We start from the raw sequence: 26,896 nt of genomic DNA, 5'->3' as shown, positions 1-26,896 counted from the left end.
CTTTATTAGTTTTTTTGTATGTATATAAACAAAAATATATTTATAACTAATAAAATCAAATCTTGTTTATTAATAATATATAAAAATATATTGAATTTCCTAATAAAAACAATGTGTTTATAAACAAAAATATTTTCAAAATGCTAATTTTATTAGCAAATTAAAAACTCTTTTAATATTTTATATTGAATTTATTAGTTTTTTTGTATGTATATAAACAAAAATATATTTATAACTAATAAAATCAAATCTTGTTTATTAATAATATATAAAAATATATTGAATTTTATAATAAAAACAATATGTTTATAAACAAAAATACAAACCTCTAAAAAAAATCAATAAAATAAACTTTTTTTATTAATTATAGAATTTATACATATAACAATATAACATATAAAACAAAACCTTTAAAAATAAAAGTTTCTTTTTTATTAAAAAATAAAAATCAATGAAATTTACTTGACAAATTAAAAGAATTCTATTAAAATAGTTACCTGAGATGTATAAAAAATTAGGAGGGAATAAATGAAAAGAACATATCAACCAAATAATAGACAAAGAAAAAAAGATCATGGATTTAAAAAAAGAATGAAAACTAAATCAGGAAGAAATGTATTAAAAAGAAGAAGAGCTAAAGGAAGAAAAAAATTATCAGCATAAAGCCCGGTAAAAGTTATATACCGGGTTTTTCAAAATTTTAAATTTCATAAAGGTATGATAATGGAAAAAATAAGAAAAAATAATGAGTTTCAATATATATATTCAAAAGGAAAAAAAATCTATGGATACTATATTTTGATATATACATTAGAAAATAATTTAAATAAAAAAAGATTTGGAATTGTAGTAAGTAAAAAAAATGGAAATGCTGTTTGTAGAAATAGAATAAAAAGGCTTATTAGAGAATCTATAAGATTAAATTTAATAAAATTTAAAGATAACTATGATTATATAATTATAGCTAAAAAAAATGCTGGAAATAACATAGAAAAATTAAATTTAAAAGTTATAGAAAAAGATTTAATAAAAATATTAAATAGGAATTTTAAATGAAAAAAATATTAATTTTTTTAATAAAAATTTATCAAAAAATAATGTCTCCAATACTTGGTAATAATTGTAAATATTATCCCAGTTGTTCAAATTATTCAATTGAAGCTATAAAAGAACATGGGATAATAAAGGGAAGTATTTTATCTATTTGGAGAATATTAAGATGTAATCCATGGAGTCATGGGGGATATGACCCAGTTCCAAAAAAAAATAAAAAAGGTGGGAAAAATGTCAATAATTCAAAATCTAATTAGAGAAATAATATTAATGATCTATAACGTAACGAAAAGTTATGGATTAGCTATTATCGGAGTAACACTATTAATAAAACTTATTTTGTTACCTCTTACCTTAAAACAAGATAAAGCTATGAAGGATATGAAAAAAATACAACCTGAGATAGATAAATTAAGAGAAAAATATAAAGATGATCCTCAGGAATTAAATAAGCAAACAATGGAATTATATAAAGAGCACAAAGTAAATCCTTTTGGATCTTGTTTACCATTATTAATACAGTTACCATTTTTATGGGGAATATTTGGAGTATTAAAACAAACGCCAGAAGCTGTAACTAACGTTAATTTTTTATTTTGGAATTTAACGAAAACAGATCCATATTATGTATTACCTGTATTAAATGCATTGGTTACATTTTTTCAACAAAAAGTTATGTCAAATAGTACAACTCAAAATGATCAAATGAAAGCTATGCAATATACATTCCCAATAATGATATTGTTTTTCTCATTAAGTATGCCAACAGGGCTACAATTATACTGGTTATTATCAAGTTTAATTTCAACAGCCCAACAGTATTTTTTAATAAATAAAGGGGATGATAAGGGTGAAAATCAACAAAAGTAATTTAATAACTTTGGAAATTAAAGCGAAAAATGAAGAAGAAGCAATAGAAAAATTTATATTGGATACAAATATAATAAGAAAAGATTATGAAATAGAATTAGAAATAATAAAAAAAGGAATATCAATATTAGGAATTATTTCTACGAATAATTTATATAATATAAAAGCAACAAAAAAAAATAAAATAGAAGAATTAGTAATAAAAAAAACAAAAGAATTGCTAGAAAAAATGAATTTAGATTTAGAAATAGAAATTACAAAATCAAAAGAACATTTTATAGCGATAAATTTATATGGTTCTGATAATGGTATTATTATTGGAAAAAAAGGAAAAACTTTAAATAGTTTTGAATTTTTATTAAATACTTTAATAAAGGGTTGTAAAGTAGAAGTTGATGTAGAAGGATTTAAAGAAAAAAGAGCAGAAACATTAAGAGAACTTGCAAGAAAAATGGCAGAAAAAGCAATAAGAACTAATAAAACAATAAAGTTAAATTCTATGCCACCAAGAGAAAGAAAAATAATTCATGAAGTAATAAATACTTATGAAGAGCTTGATACATATAGTGAAGGAAAAGATCCAAAAAGATATATTGTAATAAAAAAAAAGAAAGTTGGTTAGATAAAAAATGATATTTGATACAATAGCTGCAATCTCAACACCAAGGGGCGAAGGTGGAATAGGTATAGTTAGAATATCTGGAGATTTAGCGCTAGATATCTTAGAAAAGATATTTATACCAGCTAGCGAGAAAAATGTAAAAGAATTAAAAACTTTTACTATAAATTATGGAAAATTAATAAATGAAAAAAAAGAAATAATTGATGAAGTACTTGTGAGTGTAATGAAAGCACCAAAAACATATACAAAAGAAGATATTGTAGAGATAAATTGTCATGGTGGATATTTAGTAACAGAAAAAGTACTTGAGCTTGTATTAAGAAATGGTGCAAGACATGCTGAACAAGGTGAGTTTACTAAAAGAGCTTTTATTAATGGAAGAATAGATCTTACACAAGCAGAGGCGGTAATGGATCTTATTCATTCTAAAACAGATAAAAGTATTTCATTATCTCTAGAGCAATTAAGAGGAGATTTAAGAATAAAAATATATGAGTTGAAAAAAATGTTATTAGATGTAACAGCTCATGTAAATGTAGTACTTGATTATCCAGAAGAGGGAATAGATGACCCTTTACCTGATAATTTATATGATAATTTAAAAGAAGTATATTCTCAATGTGATGATTTAATTAATTCATATGATACAGGAAAAATGATAAAAGAAGGAATAAAAACAGCGATAGTTGGAAAACCTAATGTAGGAAAATCTAGTCTTTTAAATGCTTTACTTCGAGAAGAAAGAGCAATAGTAACTCATGTAGCAGGAACTACTAGAGATGTAATAGAAGAAATAATTAATGTAAAAGGAATACCACTTATAATAGTAGATACAGCAGGTATAAGAAAAACAGAAGATATAGTAGAAAATATAGGAGTAGAAAAATCAAAAGAACTTATAGAAAAAGCTGATTTAGTTCTTTTTGTTGTTGATAGTTCTACTGAAATTACAAAAGAAGATATTGAAATATATGAAAAAGTAAAAAATAAAAAAGTACTTGGAATATTAAATAAAACTGATTTAGATAAGAAAATAGATATATCTGAATTTAAAGAAATTAACAGTTTTATAGAGATATCTGCAAAAGAAAAAATAGGAATAAAAGATATAGAAGATAGTATATATAATTTAGTAATTAGTGGAGATATAGAAAATAATTCACAAAAATTAGTAATTACAAATGTGAGACATAAATCTGCACTTGAAAAAACAAAAGATAGTATAAAGAATATATTTGAAACAATAGATATGGGGATGCCAATGGATTTAATTGCAATTGACCTTAGGGTAGCCCTTGATTCATTATCAGAAATAACAGGAGAAATATCAACAGAAGATTTATTAGATCATGTATTTAGTAATTTCTGTGTAGGAAAATAAAACCGCAGGTTATGCCTGCGGTGATCTTTTTTATTAAATAAAATATGTATATAGACAAAAATATTTTTTATAAAATAAAAAATATATAATATAAAAATTTATGAATAAGTATAAAGAATATAATATATATCTGGAGTTATATAGATAATAATAAAATCATTATTATAAAATAGAAAAAATAATGATAATTAGAATTTTAAAATATAATGTGTTAGGAGGAAAAAATGTTTGATAATAGATATGATGTAATAGTAGTAGGCGCTGGACATGCAGGAGTAGAAGCAGCACTTGCATCAGCTAGACTTGGAAAAAAAACAGCAATATTTACACTATATCTTGATAATATAGCAATGATGTCATGTAATCCATCTATTGGAGGTCCAGGAAAAGGTCATTTAATAGCAGAATTAGATATATTAGGAGCTGAAATAGGAAAACATACAGATAAATATAATTTACAAATGAAAGTATTAAATGAAACAAAAGGACCTGCTGCTAGAGTAAGTAGAGCTCAAGCTGATAAATATTTGTACAGAGTAAAAATGAAAGAAATTTTAGAAAATCAAGAAAATCTTGATATAATTCAAGCAGAAGTAATAGATATTATAGTTAAAGAAAAAAAGGTAGTCGGAGTAAAAACAAGTATAGGAATAGATTATTATTCAAAAGCAGTGGTTTTAGCAACAGGAACATTTTTAAAAGGAAAAATAGTAATAGGAGATGTAGAGTATAGTGCAGGAAGACAGGGAGAAAATGCAGCAAATTATTTATCTGAAAGTCTTTTAAAATATGGTATAGAAATAGATAGATATCAAACAGCAACTCCACCAAGAGTAGATAAAAGAACAATAGATTTTTCAAAATTAAAAAAACTATATGGAAATGAAAAACCAAATTATTTTTCGATATTTACCAATAAAAAAGAGCAATCTATAATGCCAACATATCTTACTTTTACTACAGAAGAAACTATTAAAGTAACAAAAGAATTATTAAAATATTCACCAATAGTTAGTGGAATTATAGAAACACATGGCCCTAGACATTGTCCATCATTAGATAGAAAAGTACTTAATTTTCCAGATAAATATGAACATCAAATATTTTTGGAACAAGAAAGTATAGAAAGTAATGAAATTTATGTAAATGGTTTAACTACAGCAATGCCTCCATTTGTTCAAGAAAAAATGTTGAGAACAATAAAAGGTCTTGAAAATGCTAAAATAGTAAGATATGGATATGCAGTGGAGTATGATTATATACCTGCTTATCAATTAAAAATGAATTTAGAAAATAAAATATTAGAAAATTTATTTTTAGCGGGTCAAATAAATGGTACATCTGGTTATGAAGAAGCAGCTGCTCAAGGTTTTTTAGCAGGAGTGAATGCGGTAAGAAAAATAGATGATAAAGAACCTATGATAATTGATAGAACAGAAGGTTATATAGGAGTTCTTATTGATGATATAATTCATAAGAAAACACCAGAACCATATAGAGTATTACCTTCAAGAGCAGAGTATAGACTTACCCTTAGATTTGATAATGCGTTTATAAGATTATTTGATAAAGCAAAAGAGATAGGAATAATAGAAAAAGAAAAATTATCTGAATTAGAAAATTATATTAATATAATAAAAAAAGAAATAGAGAAATTAAAAGAAATAAAAATAACTAAAAAAGAGATAAATATTTTACTTGAAAAGCTTGGAGCTTCAGAAAGAGTAACAAAGGGATTAACAGCTTATGAATTGTTGAAATTAAAAGAAATAACTTATAATTCGTTAAAAGGATTTGTAGATATATTAGAATTACCTAAATTTGTAACAAATCAAATAGAAACAATAGTAAAATATAGTGTTTTTATAGAAAGAGAAAAAAAGCAGATAGAGAAATTTAAAAAGCTTGAAAATATGAAAATTCCTGAAAATTTTAATTATGATAATATAAAAGGAATATCAAATATAGCAAAAGATGGATTAAATTTAGTGAAACCTCTTTCTATAGGAGAAGCTTCTAGAATATCAGGAGTAACAGGACATGATATAGCTCTACTAATAGCACATATAAAAAAATAGTTTATAATTATAAATGTATATAAACAAAAATAAAAATAATAAGGTAAATAAAATAAAGGAATTTAATAGTAATAATATTTGAAAATTTAACTAAAATAATATATAATTATGTGAGATATATAATTTTATATTAAAGAGGTCTAAAATATGAAAAAGATAAAAGCTACTTCAATATTTGAAGGAATAGTAATAGGAAAACCATATCTTAGAAAACAAAAAGAGATAAAAATCGATGCTCGTTCTTTGAAAGAAAATGAAATTGAAGAAGAAATAATTAGAGTAGAAAAAGCAATAGATGATACTAGATATGAGATAAGACATCTTATGGATTCTTTAAAAGATAGAATAAATAAAAATGAATTAAAAATATTAAATGTACAATTTATGATTTTAGAAGATCCAGTATTTTTATCAGATGTAAAAAATAAAATAGAAAAAGATATGATAAATGCTGAAGTAGTAGTAGATAGGGTAATAAAAAAATATATAAAAATGTTTAAATCATTGAAAGACCCTTTATATAGAGAAAGAGCAAATGATGTAAGTGAAGTAGGAAGAAAAATAATAGAAAATTTATTATATATAACACCTGAAAATGAAGATATAGATAATAAAATAATAATAGCAAAAGAGTTACAACCTTTTGAATTATTAAAATTTTATCATGATGGAGTAAATATACTTGGAATAATAACAGAAGAAGGTGGAAAAACATCACATACAGCTATTTTATGTAAATCTTTGGGTATCCCAACACTAATTGGTGTAAAAAATATTATGTATTTAGATATTGATCCAAATAAAGATATTATTTTGGATAGTAGATTAGATAAACAATTAGTAATATTAGATCCAAAAGAAGAAATATTAAAAGAATATAAAATTTATGAAAAAAAATATGAAGAATTTTCAAAAGAAATTGATCAATTAAAAGTAGAAGATGTTAGTACTTTAGATGGAGAAAAAATAAATCTTCATGTAAATATAGGTGGAGATATAGAAATAGAGCAATTAAAAGAATTTAAATGTGATGGAATAGGCTTGCTTCGAACGGAATTTATTTATATGGAAAATGATAAGTTTCCTAGTGAAGATGAACAAATAAAAATGTATGAGAAAGTGTATAGTGCACTTCCTGAAAATAAACCATTAATTATAAGAACATTGGACATAGGTGGAGATAAAAAATTAGGATATTATGATATGCCACATGAAGAAAATCCATTTTTAGGTTTTAGAGCAATAAGGTTTTGCTTGGAAAATTTAGATATATTTAAAACACAACTTCGAGCAATACTTCGAGCGGGATATAATAAAAATATAAAAATAATGTATCCTATGATAAGTAAAGTAGAAGAAGTTGTAAGAGCTAATACTATATTAGAAGAAGTAAAAAAAGAATTAGAAATAGAAAAATTAAATTATAAAAAAGATATAGAAGTAGGAATAATGATAGAAATTCCTTCTGCAGCGATTATGGCAGAAAGATATGTAGAGTATGTTGATTTTTTTAGCATAGGAACCAATGACCTCACTCAATATGTATTAGCAGCAGATAGATTGAATAAATTAGTATCAAATATATATGATCCATATGATATAGCGATACTTAATTTAATAAATCATGTATCTGAAATAGGTAAAAAATATAATAAAAAAGTAAGTGTATGTGGCGAAATGGCAGGAGAACCAATAGCTATAATCCTATTAATTGCATTAGGAATAAAAGATTTGAGTATGTTACCATCTTTTATACCTAGAGCAAAAAAAATAATTAAGTCTATAGATTTAAAAGAGATAAAAAAATATAAAGAAAAAATATTAAAAGCAAAAAATAGTCAAGAAATAAAAAAATTAATAACAAAATTATTAATAGGAGTGGTATAATGAAAGAGCTTGAAGTAGAAATAAAAAATGAAGCAGGACTTCATGCTAGACCATCTTCTTTATTTGTGCAAATAGCTGGAGAATATGATGCAGATGTTACAGTAATTAGTGACGGTGAAGAAGTTAATGGAAAAAGTATAATGGGACTTATGCTTTTAGCTGCGGAAAAGGGAAGAAAATTAAAACTTATAGCAGATGGTCCAGATGAAGATGAAGTTCTACAAGCGTTACAAAAATTAATAGAGGTAGATAAATTTAATGAAGATTAAAAAAATAGTTCATGCAAAAAAAATGGGATTTTGTATAGGGGTAAAAAATGCAGTTAATCTAGCAGAAGAAATACTTGCGAAAAATTTTGAAAATGTGTATATAGTAGGTATGCTAGTACATAATAATATAGTAATAGAAGATTTAATAAAAAAAGGGGCAAAAATTATATCAGAAGAAGATATATTAAATAATAAATATAAATTTACAAGTAAAGATGCTATTTTAGTAAGAGCACATGGTACAGTAAAAGAAGTATATGATAAAATATCTGATACAGATTCAATAATATATGATGCAGCATGTATATTTGTAAATAGAGCAAGAGATATATTAAAAAATAAAATAAATGAAAATTATAAAATTATTTTTATTGGTGATAAAAATCATCCAGAAGTAAAAGGGATTATTAGTTATGGAAAAGAAAAAGTAAATATTTTCGCAAATTTAGATGAATTAAAAAATTCAGTTCTTAATAAAAAAGAAAAATATTTAATTTTAGCTCAAACAACATTAAATAAAAATATGTTTAATGAAATAAAAGAGTATATAAAAGAGAATTTTATTGATTATGAAATAGCTAATACTATATGTGGAGCAACATTTGAAAGACAAAGAGCAACGGAACAATTAGCAACACAAGTTGAATTATTACTTGTAATTGGAAGTAATAAAAGTAGCAATACTAAAAAACTTTATAATATAGGAAAAAATTTAAATAAAAATACATATTTAATTGAAAAAAAAGAAGATATAGATAAAAGATGGTTTGAAGGGATAGATGTAGTAGGAATAACTGCTGGCGCTTCAACACCTGAAAAAAGTATACATGAAATTGAAAAAATGTTGAAGGGGGAAATATTATAATGAATGATATGACAAATTTTGAAGAACTTTTAGAAGATTTTTTACCAGAAAATGTTTCTAGAGGAGAAGAAGTAGAAGGAACAATAATTAGAAAAGAAAGAGAATATGCTTATTTAGACATAAATTCTAAATTAGAAGCGGTTGTATTAGCTTCGGAAGTAGAAGATTATGAAATAGGAGATACTATAAAAGTATCAATAATAGAAGAAAATGAAACAGGTATTAGAGTATCTAGAAGAAATATAGAAATGAATGAAAATTTTGAAAAAATTAAAGAAGCATTGAAAAACCAAACACCATTAAAAGGAAAAGTAATAAAAAAAGTAAAAGGTGGATACATAGTAGATGTATTAAAATTAAATGCTTTTATGCCAAATTCTTTATCTACAGCTAAAAAAGATGAGAATATTGTTGGAAAAGAATTGGAAGTAGCAGTAAAAGATGTAAAAGATGAAAAAAGAAGAAAAATACTTGTATCTGCAAAAGATTTATTATTAAAAAAAGAAATTACAACTTTATCTGAAATTAGTGTAGGAGATATAGTAGAAGTAGAAATAGAAAATATTTTAGACTTTGGATTATCAGTAAAATATAAAAATATTATTGGTTTTATACACATTTCAGAAGTAGGTTGGGAAAAAATAAATAATTTAAGAGATATATTTAAAGTAGGAGATAAAGTAACAGGAAAAGTAATTGAAAAAGATGAAAAAAATAGAAGTGTAAAATTATCAATAAAACAATTATTAGAAGATCCTTGGAATACAATTGAAGAAAAATATCCTTTAGATAGTGAAGTAACAGGAAAAGTAGTAAGAAGTGTAAAATTTGGAATATTTGTTGAATTAGAAAAAGGAATAGAAGGGCTTGTACATATATCAGATCTTACTTGGTCAAAAAAAATAAGAAATATTGAAGAATTTGTAAAAGTAGGAGATGAAGTAAAAGTAAAAGTAATAGAATTAAACAAAGAAAATAAAAAATTAAAATTATCAATAAAAGCACTTCAAAGAAATCCTTGGGAAGTGGCTATGGAAAAATTTGAAATAGGTACGGTAGTAAAAGGAAAAGTAGTAGATGTAAAAGATTTTGGTATGTTTGTAGAGTTATTAGATGATGTAGATGCTTTTGTACATATATCAGACTATTCATGGTCAAAAGTAGATAGTAGTCTTTATAAAATAGGAGATGAAGTAGAAGTAAAAATAATCGAAATAGATAAAGAAAATAAAAAAATCAAAGCAGGAATAAAACAACTTACAAAAAGTCCATGGGAAATTATTGAAGAAAATTATAAAGTAGGAGATGTAGTAAAAAGAGAAATTAATAATATTACAGATTTTGGAATATTTTTAAAAATTGAAGAAAGTGTTGATGGAATGATACACATTTCAGAAGCATCAAAAGATTTTATTAAAAATTTAAATGATAAATTTAAAGTGGGAGATGAAATTGAAGCTGAGATAATCGAGATAGATAATAAGAATAAAAAAGTGAAATTATCTATAAAAAAACTTGAAATAGAAAAACAAAAAGAAGAAGAAAAAGAATTATTAGAAAAATATTCAGTAGTAGAATAATATTGATAAGCCAGTAAATAAGATTTTACTGGCTTATATTTTCTTTAAAAAAATTTATATAAAAAAAATTTAAAAAATAAAGAAAGGTTATTTTTCTTGAAAAAACTTAAGTAATATAGTAGAATTTAATTAATATTTTAAACAAGGTGGTAATAATGGAGATAAAAATTAATAGAGACAGTAACTTGAGTATCCATACACAATTAAAAGAACAAATAAAAGGATTAATTATTGACGGTGAATTATCAAATGATGAACAATTACCAACAGTAAGACAATTAGGAGATTTTTTACAAATAAATAAAAATACTGTATCAAAAGTTTATAGTGAACTTGAAGAAGAAGGTTATGTTGAATCTTTAAAAGGTAAAGGAACCTTTGTAAAATATGAAAGAGATAATAAAAAAATTAAATTTTTAAAAGAAATAGAAAGTGTTTTAAAAAAAGGAATTGAAGAAGGAATAGATATTGATGAAATAATAGGAATGACATATTTTAAAAGCCATTATCTAAAATTTATGATATTAAAAGGTGAAATAAAAAAAGCAGCATTAATAGAATGTAATCAAGGTTCTATAAAAGATTTTAAAGATATGGTAAAAAAAGAAATAGGTAATATAGAAATTAGAGGTATTCTTATAGATGATTTATTGGAAAATTCTGAAAAAATAAAAAAAGAGATAGAAGATATACAACTTATAATTATTCCATATATTCATTATAATGAAGTAAGTAAAGTTTTAGAAAAATTTAAAGAAAAAGAGATATTTACACTAGGAATAAGTCAAAGTATAAAATTGCTTAATTATGGTAAAAAAATGAAAAATAAAATAGTTGGAATAATAGGTAAAGATGCTCAAGAAGAGGAAATTATCAATAGACAGTTTAGAAGAATGAACATTAAAGAGTTTAAGATTTTTAGTGAAGAAAAAGTAAGCTTAAAAGAATTTTTAAGAAGCATAGATTTTTTAATTATATCACCTAAAAAATTAGAAGAATATGAAAGTCAAATGAAGCCTAAGAGACCTTATATAGTATTTGAGGGGAAATATGCTATTGATGATATAAAAATATTAAAAGAGATATTTGAATAGAAAGGGGAAAAAATGGCAGCAAAATCAAAAAATATTTCAAAAGAACAAGCATTAGAAATGGCAATGAAACAGATAAAAAAAGATTTTGGAGAAGGATCAATAATGAAATTAGGAGAGAATGCTAAAATGGAAGTTGAAAGCATTCCAACTGGTAGTTTAAACTTAGATATAGCACTTGGTATAGGTGGAGTACCTAGAGGGAGAGTAGTGGAAGTATATGGAGCTGAAAGTTCAGGAAAAACAACTTTAGCACTTCATATTATAGCAGAAGCACAAAAAATGGGTGGAGTAGCAGCATTTATAGATGCAGAACATGCACTTGATCCTCAATATGCTAGAGCACTTGGAGTAAATACTGAAGAATTATTAATATCTCAACCAGATTATGGAGAGCAAGCATTAGAAATAGCTGATATGCTTGTAAGAAGTGGAGCAATAGATGTTATAGTAGTGGACTCAGTAGCAGCACTTGTACCTAAAGTAGAAATAGACGGAGAAATGGGAGACCAACAAATGGGCCTTCAAGCTAGACTTATGTCAAAAGCTCTTAGAAAATTAACAGGAACACTTAATAAATCAAAAACTACTATGATATTTATAAATCAAATAAGAGAAAAAATAGGGGGATTTGGATTTGGACCTCAAACAACAACAACAGGAGGAAGAGCACTTAAATTTTATTCATCTATAAGACTTGAAGTAAAAAAAATATCTACAGTAAAACAAGGTGATTCAATTATAGGAAATGAAGTAAAAGTAAAAATAACAAAAAATAAAGTAGCACCACCATTTAAAGAAGTTTCATTTGAGATAATGTATGGAAAAGGTATATCACAAGTAGGAGAAATACTTGATCTAGCAATAGCAAATGATATAGTATCAAAATCAGGAGCTTGGTTTAGTTATGGAGATGTAAGACTTGGTCAAGGTAGAGAAAATGTAAGAGCAAAATTAGAAGAAGATACAGAATTAAGAGAAGAAATTTATAATAAACTAAAGGAAGTACTATTTCCAAATGAAAATATAGAGGAAGTAAATGAAGAAGTTTTATCTGAAGAGGAATAAAATAGTAATAGATGATAAGGAATATTATATAAGTAATGATATAATATATGAGTTGAATTTAATAAAAAAAGAAAGTGTATCAGAAGAAGAATATAGAATAATAATAAAATCTATTATTAAGTCTAGAGCTCTTTATTATTTAAGTAAAAGAGATTATTTAAAAAAAGAGTTAAAATATAAACTTGAAACAAAATTTTTTGTTGAAAAAAAAATTATTGAAGAAATAATAGATGAACTTGAAAAAATAGGATATATAGATGATAGAAGTTTTATTAAAAGTTATATAAAAAATAAAAATTCTAGTATAGAGAAAAAAAAATATGAATTAAGTATCAAAGGTGCTGAAAAAAAAATATTAGAAGAAGAAATAAAAGAGTTAAGAGAAGAAATAAAAGAAAATGAATATAAAAATATTAGAAAAAATTTAAGAAAAGTAAGAAATAGAGAAAAAAATAAACAAATTGAATACTTAATGAGAAAAGGGTTTAAGTATGAAGATATAAAAACAATATTAAAGGAGGAAAGATGACAAGAAATAATTATATATATATTATAGATAAATTATTAAGATTATATCTATTTCCTCTAATATTGATATCAAATAAAAATAAATCAAGAAAATTTTTATATAATAATTTAATAAAAAGAAAATATAAGAGAGAATTAAAATTAAAAATAGTTAACCCAAAAGAAAAGATAAAATTATCACATAAAATAAAAGGATTAAAATTTATATCAATAAAAAACATAGTATTTAATTATAAGACAAACTAAAGTTTTTTCAAACTCTAGTTTGTCTTTTTTAAATATTTGACAAACAATATTTTGATTATAAAAATGTGAAGTTAAACTATACAAAAAATAAAAATAATCATAAAAATTAAATTATACTTGACAAAAATTGAAAGTAGTGATATCATTCACGTATAAGAGAGCAAGGTTAAGTAGGAATTAAAATTTTAAGGAGGAATAATTATGAAAGCATGGGAAGGATTTGTTGGTGAAGAGTGGCAAAAAGAGATAGATGTTAGAGCTTTTATTCAAGATAACTATTTACCATACGAGGGGGATGAATCTTTCTTAGAAGAAGCAACAGAAGCATCTAAAATCTTATGGACAAAAATAATGGAAATGATTAAAGTTGAAAGAGAAAAAGGTGTATATGATGCAGAAACTAAATTACCTTCAGGAATTGATGTATATGGTGCTGGATATATTGAAAAAGAACTAGAAAAAATAGTAGGACTTCAAACAGATAAACCACTAAAAAGAGGTATTTATCCAAAAGGTGGATTAAGAATGGTTAAAAATTCTTTAACAGCTTATGGGTATGAATTAGATAAAACAACAGAAGAAATATTTACTAAATATAGAAAAACTCATAATGATGGAGTGTTTTCAGCTTATGATGAAAGCATTAGAGCAGCTAGAAGAAGCGGTATAGTTACAGGACTCCCAGATGCCTATGGTAGAGGAAGAATAATAGGAGATTATAGAAGAGTTGCGCTATACGGAGTAGATAGACTTATAAATGAAAGAAAAGAAATATTAAAAAATAGTACAAAACATGATATGAATGAAGAAACTATAAGAGATAGAGAAGAGTATACAGAACAAATTAAGGCATTAGAAGCATTAAAAAGATTAGGAGAAGCATATGGTTTAGAATTAGGAAGACCAGCTGAAAATGCAAAAGAAGCTATACAATGGACTTATATGGCATATTTAGCTGCTACAAAAGATCAAGATGGTGCAGCAATGTCACTTGGAAGAGTATCAACATTTTTAGATATCTATATTGAAAGAGATTTAAAAAATGGAGTAATTACAGAAAAAGAAGCTCAAGAATTGATGGATCATTTTGTAATGAAACTTAGAATAGTTAGATTTTTAAGAACTCCAGAATATAATGATCTTTTTTCTGGGGATCCTACATGGGTAACAGAATCAATTGGAGGAATGGGAGTAGATGGAAGACCATTAGTTACTAAAAATTCATTTAGAATATTACATTCTCTTTATAACTTAGGTCCTGCTCCAGAACCAAATATGACAGTATTATGGTCTAGAAATTTACCTGAAAACTTTAAAAAATATTGTGCAAAAGTTTCAATAGATACATCAGCAGTTCAATATGAAAATGATGATTTAATGAGATCAGAATTTGGTGATGATTATGGAATAGCTTGTTGTGTATCTCCAATGAGAATAGGTAAGCAAATGCAATTTTTTGGAGCTAGAGTTAATTTACCAAAAGCATTATTATATGCAATAAATGGTGGAGTAGATGAAAAAAGCGGAGTACAAGTAGCACCTAGATTTGAACCAATAACATCAGAATATTTAGATTTTGATGAAGTAATGACAAAATTTGATAATATGCTTGAATGGCTTGCTGGGGTATATGTAAAAGCACTAAATATTATACACTATATGCATGATAAATATAATTATGAAGCATTTCAAATGGCATTACATGACCCACAAGTAAAAAGAACAGAAGCTTTTGGAATAGCAGGATTATCAATTATTGCTGATTCACTTTCTGCTATAAAAAATGCAAAAGTTAAAGTAATAAGAGATGAAAATGGACTAGCAATAGATTATGAAATAGAAGGAGAATATGTACCATTTGGAAATAATGACGATGATACTGATAGTTTAGCAGTAGAAGTAGTTAAAAATTTTATGAATAAACTTAGAAAACATAATACTTATAGAGGCGCTATACCAACTCAATCAATATTAACAATTACATCAAATGTAGTATATGGTAAAAAAACAGGTTCTACACCAGATGGTAGAAAAAAAGGAGAACCATTTGCACCAGGAGCAAATCCTATGCATGGTAGAGACAGAAGAGGAGCACTTGCTTCATTATCATCAGTAGCAAAACTTCCATTTGAACATGCACATGATGGTATTTCATATACATTTGCTATTACTCCTGGAACACTTGGAAAAAATGAAAATGATAGAAAAGAAAATTTAATAAATTTATTGGATGGATATTTCACACCAAATGGTGGACAACATTTAAATGTTAATGTATTTAATAGAGAATTATTAGAAGATGCAATGGAACATCCAGAAAAATATCCTCAATTAACAATAAGAGTATCAGGATATGCGGTTAACTTTGTAAGACTTACAAGAGAGCAACAATTAGATGTAATTAAAAGAACAATTACAGAAAGATTTTAGTATTGGAGAGTAAATATGAATATAAAAGGCAGACTTCACTCATATGAAACATGTGGTACTGTAGATGGACCAGGGATAAGATTTGTAGTATTTATGCAAGGTTGTCCTTTAAAATGTAAATATTGTCATAATCCAGATACATGGGATATAAATAAGGCAAAATATGAAAGAAGTGTAGAAGAAGTATTATATGAAATAAAAAAATATAAAAACTTTATTTATCCTAAAGGTGGAGTAACAATAACAGGTGGAGAACCGTTAGTTCAATTAGAATTTGTTAAAGAGTTATTAAAAGAATGTAAAAAAGAAGGGTTACATACTGCTATAGATACAAGTGGATATATTTTTAATGACAAAGTAAAAGAAGTTCTTAAATATGTAGATTTAGTACTTTTAGATATAAAATGTATGGATGAAAAGGAATATTTAGATTTGACTTCTGTTAAGCTTGATAATACACTTAAATTTGCAAAATATTTATCAGAAATAAATAAAAAAATATGGATAAGACATGTGCTAGTACCAGGAATAACAGATAGAGATAATTATTTACATAAATTAGGTGAATTTTGCCAAAATTTAAAAACAGTGGATTTAGTAGAGATTTTACCATTTCATAAAATGGGAGAATATAAATGGAAAGAACTTGGAATGGAATACAAACTTTATAAAGTAGATTCTCCTACATTTGAAAGAGTCGAAAACTCTAAAAATATTATGAAAGAATACGGATTAAATGTAAGATAAAAGCTGCCTTAAGGCAGCTTTTTTATTATATTCTATATCATAAAAAAAGAATAGAGAAAAAAATAAATAAAATTAATTTATTTAAAATATAAAATTTTAATATTATTGGTTAAAAAATTTTTTTTGACTAAAAAAATAAAAAATGATATAAATATTTAATGAGGTGAAAGTATGTTAGATATTAATATATATTCTTATATTTTTTCTGGAATTTCTCTTTTAATGACAACGTATGTGGATAGATTTAATAAGATATCAGTTCTTATAAGAGAAAAAATAGATAAAAAAGATAGATTTAAAATAGAAATATTATATAAAAGAATAAATTATATAAAAAGAATAATGTTTTTTTCTATATTTTCTTTAATATTTGATATTTTAACAATATTATCAAATATATTTATAGAAAAAATAGTTTTATATTTTTTTATAGTATCTATAATAAATATATTAATAGCTTTTTATTATTTAATAAAAGAGATATTATTAAGTAATGAATACACATTTTCTTATTTAGAAAAATAAAAAATAAAATAGGAGGAGTAAAATGAGAATAACATTAACAACACCAGCTATTATATTTTCTACAATATCACTTTTGCTTTTAGCATATACAAATAGATTTCTTGCAATAGCTTCACTTATAAGAAATTTACATGACAAAAAAAAAGAAGAAAATAAAACAACATATATTATAGAATCACAAATAAATTCTTTAAAAAAAAGAATAAAACTCATTAGAGATATGCAATTTTTAGCAATATTATCATTATTTTTTTGTGTGTTTTCTATGTTTTTAATATTTTTTGATAAAATATTATATGGAGAAATATTATTTGTAATTTCATTAATATTTTTAATGTTATCTCTTATATATTCAGCAATAGAAATAAATTTATCTGTAATAGCACTTAATATACAACTTAGTGAGTGTGTGGGAGAAGAATGCGAGAGAAAAAATAGTTGATTTTTTTTAGTATTTTTTGTATCATTATATAAATACAAAAAGAGGTGATCGAATGCCAATAGTTATTCCTAAAAAACTACCAGCACATGATATTTTATCAAATGAAAATATATTTATAATGAATGAAGAAAGGTCAAACCATCAAGATATAAGACCATTAAAAATACTTATATTAAATCTAATGCCGACAAAAATAGAAACTGAAACACAACTTCTTAGATTGTTAGGAAATACACCGCTTCAAACAGAAATAACATTATTAAAAACAGCTACTTATCAATCAAAAAATACATCAAAAGAGCATCTAGAAAGTTTTTATAAAACCTTTAAAGAGATAAAAGAACATCAATTTGATGGACTTATTATTACAGGAGCGCCTGTTGAAACCTTAGAATTTGAAGAAGTAGAATATTGGGAAGAACTTACAAAGATAATGGATTACGCAAATAAAAATGTAACTTCAACACTACATATATGTTGGGGAGCTCAAGCAGGACTTTATTATAATTATGGAATAAAAAAATATGAGTTAAAAGAAAAACAATTTGGAGTGTTTAAACATGATATTTATGTAAAAAACACAAAACTTTTAAGAGGATTTGATGATGTATTTTATGCTCCACATTCTAGACATACAACAGTAAAAATAGAGGATATAAATAATCATAAAGATTTGATATTACTTACAGAATCAAAAGAAGCAGGAGCACATATAATAACTTCAAAGAATGGAAAGCATATATTTATCACAGGACATTCAGAATATGATAAAGATACTTTAAAAAAAGAGTATGAGAGAGATATAAAAAGAGGAATTGATATAAAAATTCCTAAAAATTATTTTATAGACGATAATCCTAATAATGATATATTAGTTACTTGGAGAGCACATGCTCATTTATTATTTTCAAATTGGTTAAATTACTATGTATATCAAGAAACACCATATATATTAAAATAAGCTATCTATAAAAAGATAGCTTATTTTGATTTTTTGATTTTATTGTAATACAATAGTAGATATTGTAATAATAAATATTGGAGGAGATATATGAAAAAGTGCATATTTATTGATAGAGATGGGACTATCAATATTGAAAAGAATTATTTACATAAAATAGAAGAATTTGAATTTATTAAAAATAGTGAAAAAGCAATTAAAATATTTAAAGAACTAGGATATTTAGTTATTGTTATTACTAATCAATCGGGAATAGCAAGAGGATATTATAGTGAAAATGATGTAAAAATATTACATGAGTATATAAATAAGATATTAAAAGAAAGATATGATATAGAAATAGATGATTTTTATTATTGTCCACATCATATTAAAGGAGAAATTAAAGAATATGCTATAGAGTGTAAGTGTAGAAAACCAGAACCAGAGTTATTTATAAAAGCTAAAGAAAAATATAATATAGATTTTTTAAATTCATATATGATAGGAGATAAACTTAGCGATTTAGAGGGAGCGATTAAATTAGGAATTGAACCTGTATTTGTTAGAACTGGCCATGGAAAAATAGAAGAAGAAAAAATTTACTTCAATGTAAAAAAATACAATGACATATATGTATTTGCAAAAGAATTAAAAAATAAACTGAATAAATAAAAAGTAGATAAAAATATTTTGTAAAATTATTTGATTTAAGAAAATTATTAAGGTAAAATAAAATTAAAGTAAAAAAGTGATATTTTTATTTAAATTATTAAAATTTATATATTTTTTAAAAATTAGTTAAATGTTTAGAACGTTATGGTATTAGAGTGCAATATAGTGTATTTGAATCAGAACTAAGTAAAGAAGAAATAATAAAATTAAAAAGAGAAGTAAGTAATGAGATTGATAAAAAAGAGGATAGTATTCGAGTATATTCATTATGTAAAAATTGTAGAAAAAATATAGTAACGATAGGTTTAGATAAGGGAAGTTTTTATGAAGAAAAATTTATAATAATTTAAAAATTTTGATAAAATCATTTTATAATAGAAAATAAAAGCTTGTAATTTATGAATAAATATGATAGAATATTTTTGTCTGGAAATAGGAATTGAATCCTATAGAAGAACAAATTGTTAGAAAGTTATATTTTTTAATTTAACTGACTAATTGAATACCTTTTAACCACACCCAACCAATTACCCACACAAAAAGCTGCTATCATGGCAGCTTTTCCCTATTTTAAAATTATTTTTGGAAATTTTAATTATTCATGATAAATGTTTCTAGATATTAATATAAATAAAAAGACAGCATTATATGCTGTCTTTTTATTTACTATATTATAAACTGATATTTTCTTCTGATTCATAGTCAAATATATGACATCTATCCATTTCAAACCAATAATCGTATTCTATACCATTACCAATTTCTCCTGATTTATCAGAAGGAATTCTTGAAGTATATTGAACACCATTAATTGAAAAATAAGAGAATACTTCATTACCCATTTGTTCAACAACAGATATTTTTCCTTTAGCATAGTTAGCTGTTTCATTAGGATTAGTAATTTTATTTAAGATATTTTCAGGTCTAATACCAAACCATACTTTTTTACCAACATGTGATTTTACTTTTTCAGCTTTTTCTTTAGGTAATAAGAATTCTGTACCAGCAACATCTACATATATTTTTCCATCTTTTTCAGTTAAAGTAGCTTCTAATAAATTCATTGCAGGTGATCCGATAAATCCAGCAACAAATTTATTTTTTGGTTTATTATAAAGATTTAATGGAGTATCAACTTGTTTAATTCTACCAAATTCAAGAACACATATTCTATCTCCCATTGTCATAGCTTCTACTTGATCATGTGTTACATAAATCATTGTAGCAGTTTTTCCCATTTCTTTTAATTGATGATGTAATTGAGTAATTTGAACTCTCATATGTACTCTTAATTTTGCATCAAGGTTTGATAATGGTTCATCAAATAAGAATACTTCCGGATATCTAACAATAGCTCTTCCAACTGCAACCCTTTGTCTTTGTCCTCCAGACATTTCTTTTGGTTTTCTATCTAATAAATCAGTTAACTCAAGCATTTCAGCTGCTTCTTTAACTCTTTTATCTATTTCATCTTTAGGAACTTTAGCAAGTTTTAATCCAAACGCCATGTTATCATATACATTCATATGTGGATATAATGCATAGTTTTGGAAAACCATTGCTATTCCTCTATCTTTTGGAGGTAAATCATTTACTAATTTATCTCCTATCCAAATTTCTCCTCCAGTTATTTCTTCTAATCCAGCAATCATTCTAAGTGTAGTAGATTTTGCACATCCAGATGGACCAACAAATACCATAAATTCTCCATCTTTAATTTCTAAATCAATTCCATGAACAGCTTTAAAACCATTAGGATATGTTTTTTCAACTTTTTTTAAAATTACTCCAGCCAAAGTAATCAACTCCTCTTTTTAAATTTATTATTTTTTCGTACTTTCCCTCTCAATAATTTTGATTGGGATTTGTACTTCTATTGAATCTTTATTATTATTTTCTATTTTATTTATTAATATATTTATTGATTTATAACCTTTTTCATATATTCCTTGATCTATAGTAGAAAGTTGTGGTGTAGTGTATTCACAACCAGGGATATTATCAAATCCAATTATTAAAATATCATCTGGTATTTTATTATATTCTTTATTGAGTCTTTTTATTATACCAATTGCTAAAATATCTGCTAAAGAAACGATGCCATCGATATTTTTATTTTGAGTTATTAGCTCACCTAATATTTTTCCAGAATTAAAATCAATATGTTTACTTTCAAATATTAAATTTCCATCTAATTTTATACCATAGTCTTCTAAAGCACTTTTATAACCAAGATATCTTCTAAAAAAGAGTTCATTTTCTTTTAAAGAACCTGTAGCAAGAGCTATATGTTTACATTTTTTTTTAATTAAATGTTCTGTAGCTAAATAACCACCAAGTGTATCTTCAGAATAGACATAATTTATATTAGGTATTTGTTCAAAATAATTATCAATAAGAAGAATTGGAATATTTAATCTTTGAATTTTTGATATTAAATTACTAGAAAACATTCCTAAAAATATAATACCATCTAGATTTCGTTTTGTTATCCATTCTTCTAAATTATAACTATTATTTATATTTGTAGTAATAATATCATATTCTGGAAAATTTTTAATTCCACTTTGTATTCCATACAAAAGATTTTGTAAAAATGAATTTTCATTATCTTGCTTAAACACAAAACCAATAAGTTTTGAACGTTTTGTCACTAAAGATTTTGCAGTAATATTTGGTTTATAGTTTAATTCTTCGATTAAAGCTAAAATATTATCTCGAGTATCTGTAGAACATTTACTAACTCCATTAATAACATTAGAAACAGTAGAAGGAGATACTCCAGCTAATTTAGCAATATCTTTAATTGTAATTTTTTTCAAATCATTATCACCAACTTTGGTAAAACGTTTTACTAAATCTACATTATTAGTATATATAAAAAATATCAAAAAGTCAATAAAAGTTTAAAAAAAAGATTAAAATTTCAATTATAGAACGTTTAGGTTTTATATTGAAAATATTTTTTTGGTTATATAATTTTTTTAATTAAAACATTTTCAAAAAAATAAAATTATAGTATACTCTTTTTTAGAGAGAAGAAAAATAAAAATAGGAGATGGTAAAATGTATAAGAAATTAGGAGCTACATTAGATAGAAATGGAGTATTTTTTTATTTATGGTCACCAGATATAAAAAGGTGTAAAGTTTATATTTATGATAAAAATGATTCAAATAAAGAGTTAAATAGCTTTTATATGAATAAAAATGGAGAGTATTGGGAATTTTATTTAGAAAATAGCAAAATGAAAGTTTCTACTTTTGATGGATATTTTTATCAATATGAGATAGAACTTCAAAATGGAGAAAAAAGAAGAGGACTTGATCCATATGCTAAATCAATGGCAGGATTTAATCCTCATTTAGAGGATAAAATAGGTAAAGCAGCAATAATAGATATGGAGAGTGAAAAAGCAGGTGAAAAAGACAGAAGTATAGGGATGAATAATCTAAAAAATAGTTTAGAACTTATAGCTTACGAAGTACATGTAAGAGATTTTACTATTAATACTAATGTAGAAGGAAAAGGAACTTTTTTAGGATTTGCAAACTATACAGAAGGAATAGAACATTTAAAGAAATTAGGTATTACACATGTTCAATTTTTGCCTATTCAAAATTATTATACTGTAAATGAAGGAGATAGAGATTTTAGAGATAGAGGAGGAAAATACTATAATTGGGGATATGATCCGCATAATTATTTTACATTAGAGGGATGGTTATCAACTGATGAAAAAGATCCATATACTAGGATAAGAGAATTTAGATATTTAGTAAAAAAATTACATGAAAATGGAATAGGTGTGATAATAGATGTAGTATATAATCATACTTACGGTTATGATATATTTGAAAATATAGCACCAGGAAAATATTATAGATATGATAAAGAAAAAAATATATCATTAAAATCAGGAGCAGGACCATCGCTTGAAACAAGAAATGAAATGGTAAGAAAATTAATTATTGATTCACTAAAATTTTTTGTAGATGAATATGGTGTAGATGGATTTAGATTTGATTTAATGGGATTTATTGATACTAAAACAATAAGAGAAATAAGAAGAGCGTTAGGAGATAATATTATATTACACGGAGAAGCATGGAATTTTACGGACTTAGATGTAAAAGAAGCACCAATAAAAGGTTTTCCAGAATATTACCCTCTTGGGATAGATTTAGCAATGTTTAATGATACAACAAGAGATGCTTATGCAGGAAGAATGGAAAATAAAGGCTTTGTTCAAGGAGATTATTCTCTCGCCTCTATATGTAGAACAGGGATAATAGCAAATTTGATTTATTTTGATAATGGCGGTAAGGATGTAGATATTAATAAAGATATTTACAATAGATTTGCACATTCTCCAAATGAAGTATTGCAATATTTATCTATTCATGATGGTTTTACTTTATGGGATAAGATAAATCTATCATTTAAAGGCAGTAAAGAAGAAAAAATAAAAATATTAAAGCAAGCAAGTGTGATGTTATTTACATCTCAAGGAAAGATTATTATACATGGAGGAGTAGAAATAGCTCGAACAAAACCACTTGCAAAAGATGACCCAGAATCAAATAGAGCCCATACTTCAGAAAATATTATTGAAATAGAAGATACTTTAGGAATAAAACATTTTCATGAAAATACATATGCTTCATCAGATTTTGTAAATATGTATAGATGGAATAGAAAAAATGATAAAGATTTTAAAAAAGTATATGAGTATTATTGTGGACTTATAAAAATGAAAAGAGCTATAAAAGGATTTAGATATCAATATACAGAAAATATTCAAAAAGCAGTGAGATTTATTGACAAAGATATGTCTATAGACAATAATAAATATATTGCATTTATTATTAATAATACTTTAGAAAAAGATAATATTGATGAAACTAATTTTAAATATCTATTGGTTGTTCATAATGTAAAAAAAGATGAATTAATTATAAAAAATATGTTTATAGACAAAAATACAAAAATTATATTAGATGGAGAAAAAGCGGGTATAGAGCATATAGAAAATAGTAAAGTAATTGTTAAAGATGGTGAAGTGAGAATACCAGCACATACATCAGTAGTTCTTGCAAAATAGAAAATAAAAATATAAAAACATATTTAAAAGAATGTTTTAGCAAATAATAGCAAAAACATTCTTTTATTTATTTAATTAATGTGCTAAAATAATCAAAAGAATAAAGGATATTTGAATATAAAGGGTATATAAAAGTAGAGGGTGAAAATCAAAAAAAGAGGGTGATAAAAATGTTAAATAGAGTACTTGTATATTTTTCATCAGAGGAAGAGGTAGATTATTTACTAAGTTTTATGGAAGTATTAAAGAAAAAATATAAAAATATTGAAATAACAGGAATTTATGTAAAAGATATAAGTAAGTATGATGTAATACCACCAATGGTAGAAGGATTAGTAATAGACAGTACAAATAATTATATATTATCAGAGTGGAATGAGCTTGAACAAAAACATGAAAAGCAGATAAAAGAAAAATTTTTAAATAAAATAGAAGGAGAATTTTATACAAAAGAAGGAAACGCTTCTGATGAATTGTTAGAAGAGATGAAATTGCATGACCTTCTTATTTTTGCAAAAGAAATATACTTAAAAAATGAAATAAAGAATATATTTAAACTTCATTATAAACCTATAATTGCAGTACCTAAATTAGCACATTATAATTTTGAAAAAATTTTAATAGCTGATGACAATGGTTTGAATATAAATAAATCATTTTTTGAATTTATAAAATTATTTGATGATATAAAAGAATTCACAGCATTAAGTATAAACAGTGAAACTGAATCGAAGAAAGATTTGAATATATATTTAAATAAAATAGATAAAAAGATAAACTATAAAGAAGAAATAGGGAATGAAGTAGAAATATTAAAAGATTATGCATACGAAGCAGATATATTAGTTATAGGAAACCTTAGATATTCGTTTATTTTAGAAAAACTTACAGGGAAAATAGGAGTAAAAATAATTGAAAAAATAAATAAACCTATATTTTTATTTTAAAAATTAAAAAAATTAGGAGTAGTAAATGAAAATATTAATACTTAGTGATAGTCATTCACATTTTGAAAATATATATAGTATTTATAATAAAGAAAATCCAGATAAAGTTATTTTTGCTGGTGATTATGCTAAAGATGGAAAAGAATTAAGTTTTGCAGTAGATAGAGAAGAAGATTTTTATATAGTAAAAGGTAACTGTGATTTTTTTGATTTTCATACAAAAGAAATTATAGAAATAGAACTATTAAATAAAAAATTCCTTATAACTCATGGACATCTTTTTGCAGTAAAGAAAAATTATGATATAATACAAAAAGAATCTGAAAATAAAGGATACGATATAGTGATATTTGGTCATACACATAGAGCTTATTATGAAAAGTTAAAGGATATTCATTATTTTAATCCAGGTGCAGCAATAAATGGAGAATATGGAATACTTTTATTAGAAGATGAAAAAATAGAATTTATACATAAAAAATTATAATTTATATAGAGCAAAAATTTTTAGGAGGCAAAATGAAAGATAAGCTATTAGAATTAAGAAAAGAAGCAGAAGAGCTTATAAAAAAAGTAGAATCAAGTAAAGAACTTGATGATATTAGAGTACAGCTTTTAGGGAAAAAAGGAAAAATAACAGACATAATGAAAGGGATGAAATCATTATCTAATGATGAAAGACCTGTTATTGGTAAACTTGTAAATGAGATAAAATCAGATATAACAAAATTATTAGAAGTAAGATTAAAAGAATTATCAGAAAAAGAAAAATTAGAAAGAATAGAAAATGAGTTTATTGATATAACATTACCTAGTAGAAAAATAGGAAAAGGTGGATATCATCCTGTAACAGAAACACAAAACTTATTAAAAAGAATATTTACAGAAATGGGATTTGATATAGCTGATGGACCAGAAGTTGAAGATACATATTATAACTTTGATGCATTAAATATTCCTGAAACTCATTCATCAAGAGACTTACAAGATACATTTTATATAGCTGATGATGTAGTACTTAGAACACATACATCACCAGTACAAATTAGATATATGAAAGAGCATAAACCACCATTTAGAATGATAGCAACAGGTAGAGTATATAGATCAGATTATGATGTATCTCATACTCCTATGTTTCATCAGATAGAAGGATTAATGATAGGAGAAAATATATCATTTGCAAATTTAAAAGCTATACTTACAGAATTTGTAAAAAAAGTATTTGGAGATACTAATGTAAGATTTAGACCACATTTTTTTCCATTTACAGAACCATCAGCAGAGATGGATGTAGAGTGTGTAATATGTAAAGGTAAAGGATGTAGACTTTGTAAGCATACAGGATGGCTTGAAATAATGGGATGTGGAATGGTAGATCCTGAAGTGCTAAAAGAGGGCGGATATGATCCCAAGGAAGTATCTGGATTTGCATTTGGTATGGGAATAGAAAGAATAGCAATGCTTAGACATGGAATAGATGACCTTAGAGCATTTTATGATAATGATATGAGATTTTTAAAACAGTTTAAAAAATAATACGGAGGAT

General features: G+C 24.6%; 27 protein-coding genes and 1 pseudogene. 26 read left to right on the top strand and 2 right to left on the bottom strand.

Features of this window, described 5'->3' with window-relative positions; all coding sequences use genetic code 11:
* Positions 1–528: 528 nt before the first annotated feature.
* From rpmH to cas2, 22 genes and pseudogenes are all read left to right on the top strand, one after another.
* A complete protein-coding gene (rpmH, locus tag EV215_RS06780; protein ID WP_134113242.1) occupies positions 529–663 on the top strand; it encodes a 50S ribosomal protein L34 in 135 nt (44 codons plus the stop codon).
* A 60-nt stretch (positions 664–723) separates the two neighbouring features.
* Positions 724–1,056 (top strand): ribonuclease P protein component, encoded by a 333-nt coding sequence (rnpA, locus tag EV215_RS06775; RefSeq protein ID WP_134113241.1) that lies wholly within the window; start codon positions 724–726, stop codon positions 1,054–1,056.
* A complete protein-coding gene (gene yidD, locus EV215_RS06770) occupies positions 1,053–1,310 on the top strand; it encodes a membrane protein insertion efficiency factor YidD (RefSeq protein WP_134113240.1) in 258 nt (85 codons plus the stop codon). Before rnpA ends, yidD begins: the two co-directional genes overlap by 4 nt.
* Positions 1,285–1,923, top strand: a complete 639-nt coding sequence (locus tag EV215_RS06765; protein ID WP_134113239.1) for a YidC/Oxa1 family membrane protein insertase — start codon at positions 1,285–1,287, stop codon at positions 1,921–1,923. The genes yidD and EV215_RS06765 overlap by 26 nt, the downstream gene beginning before the upstream one ends.
* Positions 1,904–2,545 (top strand): RNA-binding cell elongation regulator Jag/EloR, encoded by a 642-nt coding sequence (jag, locus tag EV215_RS06760; protein ID WP_243832403.1) that lies wholly within the window; start codon positions 1,904–1,906, stop codon positions 2,543–2,545. Before EV215_RS06765 ends, jag begins: the two co-directional genes overlap by 20 nt.
* A gap of 7 nt (positions 2,546–2,552) precedes the next feature.
* Positions 2,553–3,926 carry a tRNA uridine-5-carboxymethylaminomethyl(34) synthesis GTPase MnmE gene (gene mnmE / locus EV215_RS06755; protein WP_134113237.1) on the top strand — a complete coding sequence of 458 codons (1,374 nt, stop codon included), beginning with the start codon at positions 2,553–2,555 and terminating at the stop codon, positions 3,924–3,926.
* 224 nt (positions 3,927–4,150) lie between these two features.
* A complete protein-coding gene (gene mnmG, locus EV215_RS06750; protein ID WP_134113236.1) occupies positions 4,151–6,004 on the top strand; it encodes a tRNA uridine-5-carboxymethylaminomethyl(34) synthesis enzyme MnmG in 1,854 nt (617 codons plus the stop codon).
* Positions 6,005–6,151: 147 nt separating this feature from the next.
* Positions 6,152–7,891, top strand: coding sequence for a phosphoenolpyruvate--protein phosphotransferase (ptsP, locus tag EV215_RS06745; RefSeq protein WP_134113235.1), 1,740 nt, complete (start codon positions 6,152–6,154; stop codon positions 7,889–7,891).
* Entirely contained in the window at positions 7,891–8,160 is a 270-nt protein-coding gene (locus EV215_RS06740; RefSeq protein ID WP_134113234.1) for an HPr family phosphocarrier protein, read from the top strand. The genes ptsP and EV215_RS06740 overlap by 1 nt, the downstream gene beginning before the upstream one ends.
* Positions 8,150–9,025, top strand: a complete 876-nt coding sequence (ispH, locus tag EV215_RS06735; protein ID WP_134113233.1) for a 4-hydroxy-3-methylbut-2-enyl diphosphate reductase — start codon at positions 8,150–8,152, stop codon at positions 9,023–9,025. Before EV215_RS06740 ends, ispH begins: the two co-directional genes overlap by 11 nt.
* On the top strand, positions 9,025–10,605 hold the full coding sequence (locus EV215_RS06730) for a S1 RNA-binding domain-containing protein (RefSeq protein WP_134113232.1): 1,581 nt from the start codon (positions 9,025–9,027) through the stop codon (positions 10,603–10,605). Before ispH ends, EV215_RS06730 begins: the two co-directional genes overlap by 1 nt.
* 155 nt (positions 10,606–10,760) lie before the next feature.
* Positions 10,761–11,699, top strand: coding sequence for a GntR family transcriptional regulator (locus EV215_RS06725; protein WP_134113231.1), 939 nt, complete (start codon positions 10,761–10,763; stop codon positions 11,697–11,699).
* 12 nt (positions 11,700–11,711) lie between these two features.
* The gene (gene recA, locus EV215_RS06720; RefSeq protein WP_134113230.1) at positions 11,712–12,764 is read left to right on the top strand and encodes a recombinase RecA; all 1,053 of its coding nucleotides are present in this window, start codon (positions 11,712–11,714) and stop codon (positions 12,762–12,764) included.
* Positions 12,736–13,293, top strand: coding sequence for a regulatory protein RecX (locus EV215_RS06715; protein ID WP_134113229.1), 558 nt, complete (start codon positions 12,736–12,738; stop codon positions 13,291–13,293). The genes recA and EV215_RS06715 overlap by 29 nt, the downstream gene beginning before the upstream one ends.
* Positions 13,290–13,538 carry a hypothetical protein gene (locus EV215_RS06710; protein WP_134113228.1) on the top strand — a complete coding sequence of 83 codons (249 nt, stop codon included), beginning with the start codon at positions 13,290–13,292 and terminating at the stop codon, positions 13,536–13,538. The genes EV215_RS06715 and EV215_RS06710 overlap by 4 nt, the downstream gene beginning before the upstream one ends.
* A gap of 201 nt (positions 13,539–13,739) precedes the next feature.
* A complete protein-coding gene (pflB, locus tag EV215_RS06705; RefSeq protein WP_134113227.1) occupies positions 13,740–15,968 on the top strand; it encodes a formate C-acetyltransferase in 2,229 nt (742 codons plus the stop codon).
* A 15-nt stretch (positions 15,969–15,983) separates the two neighbouring features.
* Complete coding sequence (gene pflA / locus EV215_RS06700) at positions 15,984–16,715, top strand: pyruvate formate-lyase-activating protein (protein WP_134113226.1); 732 nt, start codon at positions 15,984–15,986, stop codon at positions 16,713–16,715.
* 171 nt (positions 16,716–16,886) lie between these two features.
* Positions 16,887–17,240 (top strand): DUF2721 domain-containing protein, encoded by a 354-nt coding sequence (locus EV215_RS06695; protein ID WP_134113225.1) that lies wholly within the window; start codon positions 16,887–16,889, stop codon positions 17,238–17,240.
* A 22-nt stretch (positions 17,241–17,262) separates the two neighbouring features.
* Positions 17,263–17,682 carry a DUF2721 domain-containing protein gene (locus EV215_RS06690; RefSeq protein ID WP_134113224.1) on the top strand — a complete coding sequence of 140 codons (420 nt, stop codon included), beginning with the start codon at positions 17,263–17,265 and terminating at the stop codon, positions 17,680–17,682.
* A gap of 52 nt (positions 17,683–17,734) precedes the next feature.
* Complete coding sequence (gene metA, locus EV215_RS06685; RefSeq protein ID WP_134113223.1) at positions 17,735–18,643, top strand: homoserine O-acetyltransferase MetA; 909 nt, start codon at positions 17,735–17,737, stop codon at positions 18,641–18,643.
* Positions 18,644–18,733: 90 nt separating this feature from the next.
* Entirely contained in the window at positions 18,734–19,297 is a 564-nt protein-coding gene (gmhB, locus tag EV215_RS06680) for a D-glycero-beta-D-manno-heptose 1,7-bisphosphate 7-phosphatase (RefSeq protein WP_134113222.1), read from the top strand.
* Positions 19,298–19,428: 131 nt separating this feature from the next.
* Positions 19,429–19,647: pseudogene (gene cas2, locus EV215_RS06675) on the top strand (CRISPR-associated endonuclease Cas2); the annotation flags it as partial.
* A 321-nt stretch (positions 19,648–19,968) separates the two neighbouring features.
* Here cas2 and EV215_RS06670 read toward each other — a convergent pair.
* Positions 19,969–21,093: an ABC transporter ATP-binding protein gene (locus EV215_RS06670; protein WP_134113220.1), complete on the bottom strand. Its 1,125-nt coding sequence runs from the start codon at positions 21,091–21,093 to the stop codon at positions 19,969–19,971.
* A gap of 27 nt (positions 21,094–21,120) precedes the next feature.
* Positions 21,121–22,119 (bottom strand): LacI family DNA-binding transcriptional regulator, encoded by a 999-nt coding sequence (locus EV215_RS06665; protein ID WP_134113219.1) that lies wholly within the window; start codon positions 22,117–22,119, stop codon positions 21,121–21,123.
* Between the two features lie 244 nt (positions 22,120–22,363).
* Here EV215_RS06665 and EV215_RS06660 point away from each other — a divergent pair, with 244 nt between their 5' ends.
* The 4 genes from EV215_RS06660 (at position 22,364) to pheS (ending at position 26,886) form a co-directional block, all read left to right on the top strand.
* Positions 22,364–24,400, top strand: a complete 2,037-nt coding sequence (locus tag EV215_RS06660) for an alpha-amylase family glycosyl hydrolase (RefSeq protein ID WP_134113218.1) — start codon at positions 22,364–22,366, stop codon at positions 24,398–24,400.
* Positions 24,401–24,570: 170 nt separating this feature from the next.
* Complete coding sequence (locus EV215_RS06655; protein ID WP_134113217.1) at positions 24,571–25,347, top strand: hypothetical protein; 777 nt, start codon at positions 24,571–24,573, stop codon at positions 25,345–25,347.
* A gap of 25 nt (positions 25,348–25,372) precedes the next feature.
* Positions 25,373–25,834, top strand: a complete 462-nt coding sequence (locus EV215_RS06650) for a YfcE family phosphodiesterase (RefSeq protein ID WP_134113216.1) — start codon at positions 25,373–25,375, stop codon at positions 25,832–25,834.
* Positions 25,835–25,866: 32 nt separating this feature from the next.
* A complete protein-coding gene (gene pheS, locus EV215_RS06645) occupies positions 25,867–26,886 on the top strand; it encodes a phenylalanine--tRNA ligase subunit alpha (RefSeq protein WP_134113215.1) in 1,020 nt (339 codons plus the stop codon).
* The last annotated feature ends 10 nt before the right edge of the window (positions 26,887–26,896 follow it).

The sequence above is a fragment of the Hypnocyclicus thermotrophus genome, from assembly GCF_004365575.1.
Classification (GTDB): domain Bacteria; phylum Fusobacteriota; class Fusobacteriia; order Fusobacteriales; family Fusobacteriaceae; genus Hypnocyclicus; species Hypnocyclicus thermotrophus.
The sequence above is the reverse complement of the archived record's forward strand: the minus strand, read 5'-3'. Positions and strand labels throughout refer to the sequence as shown.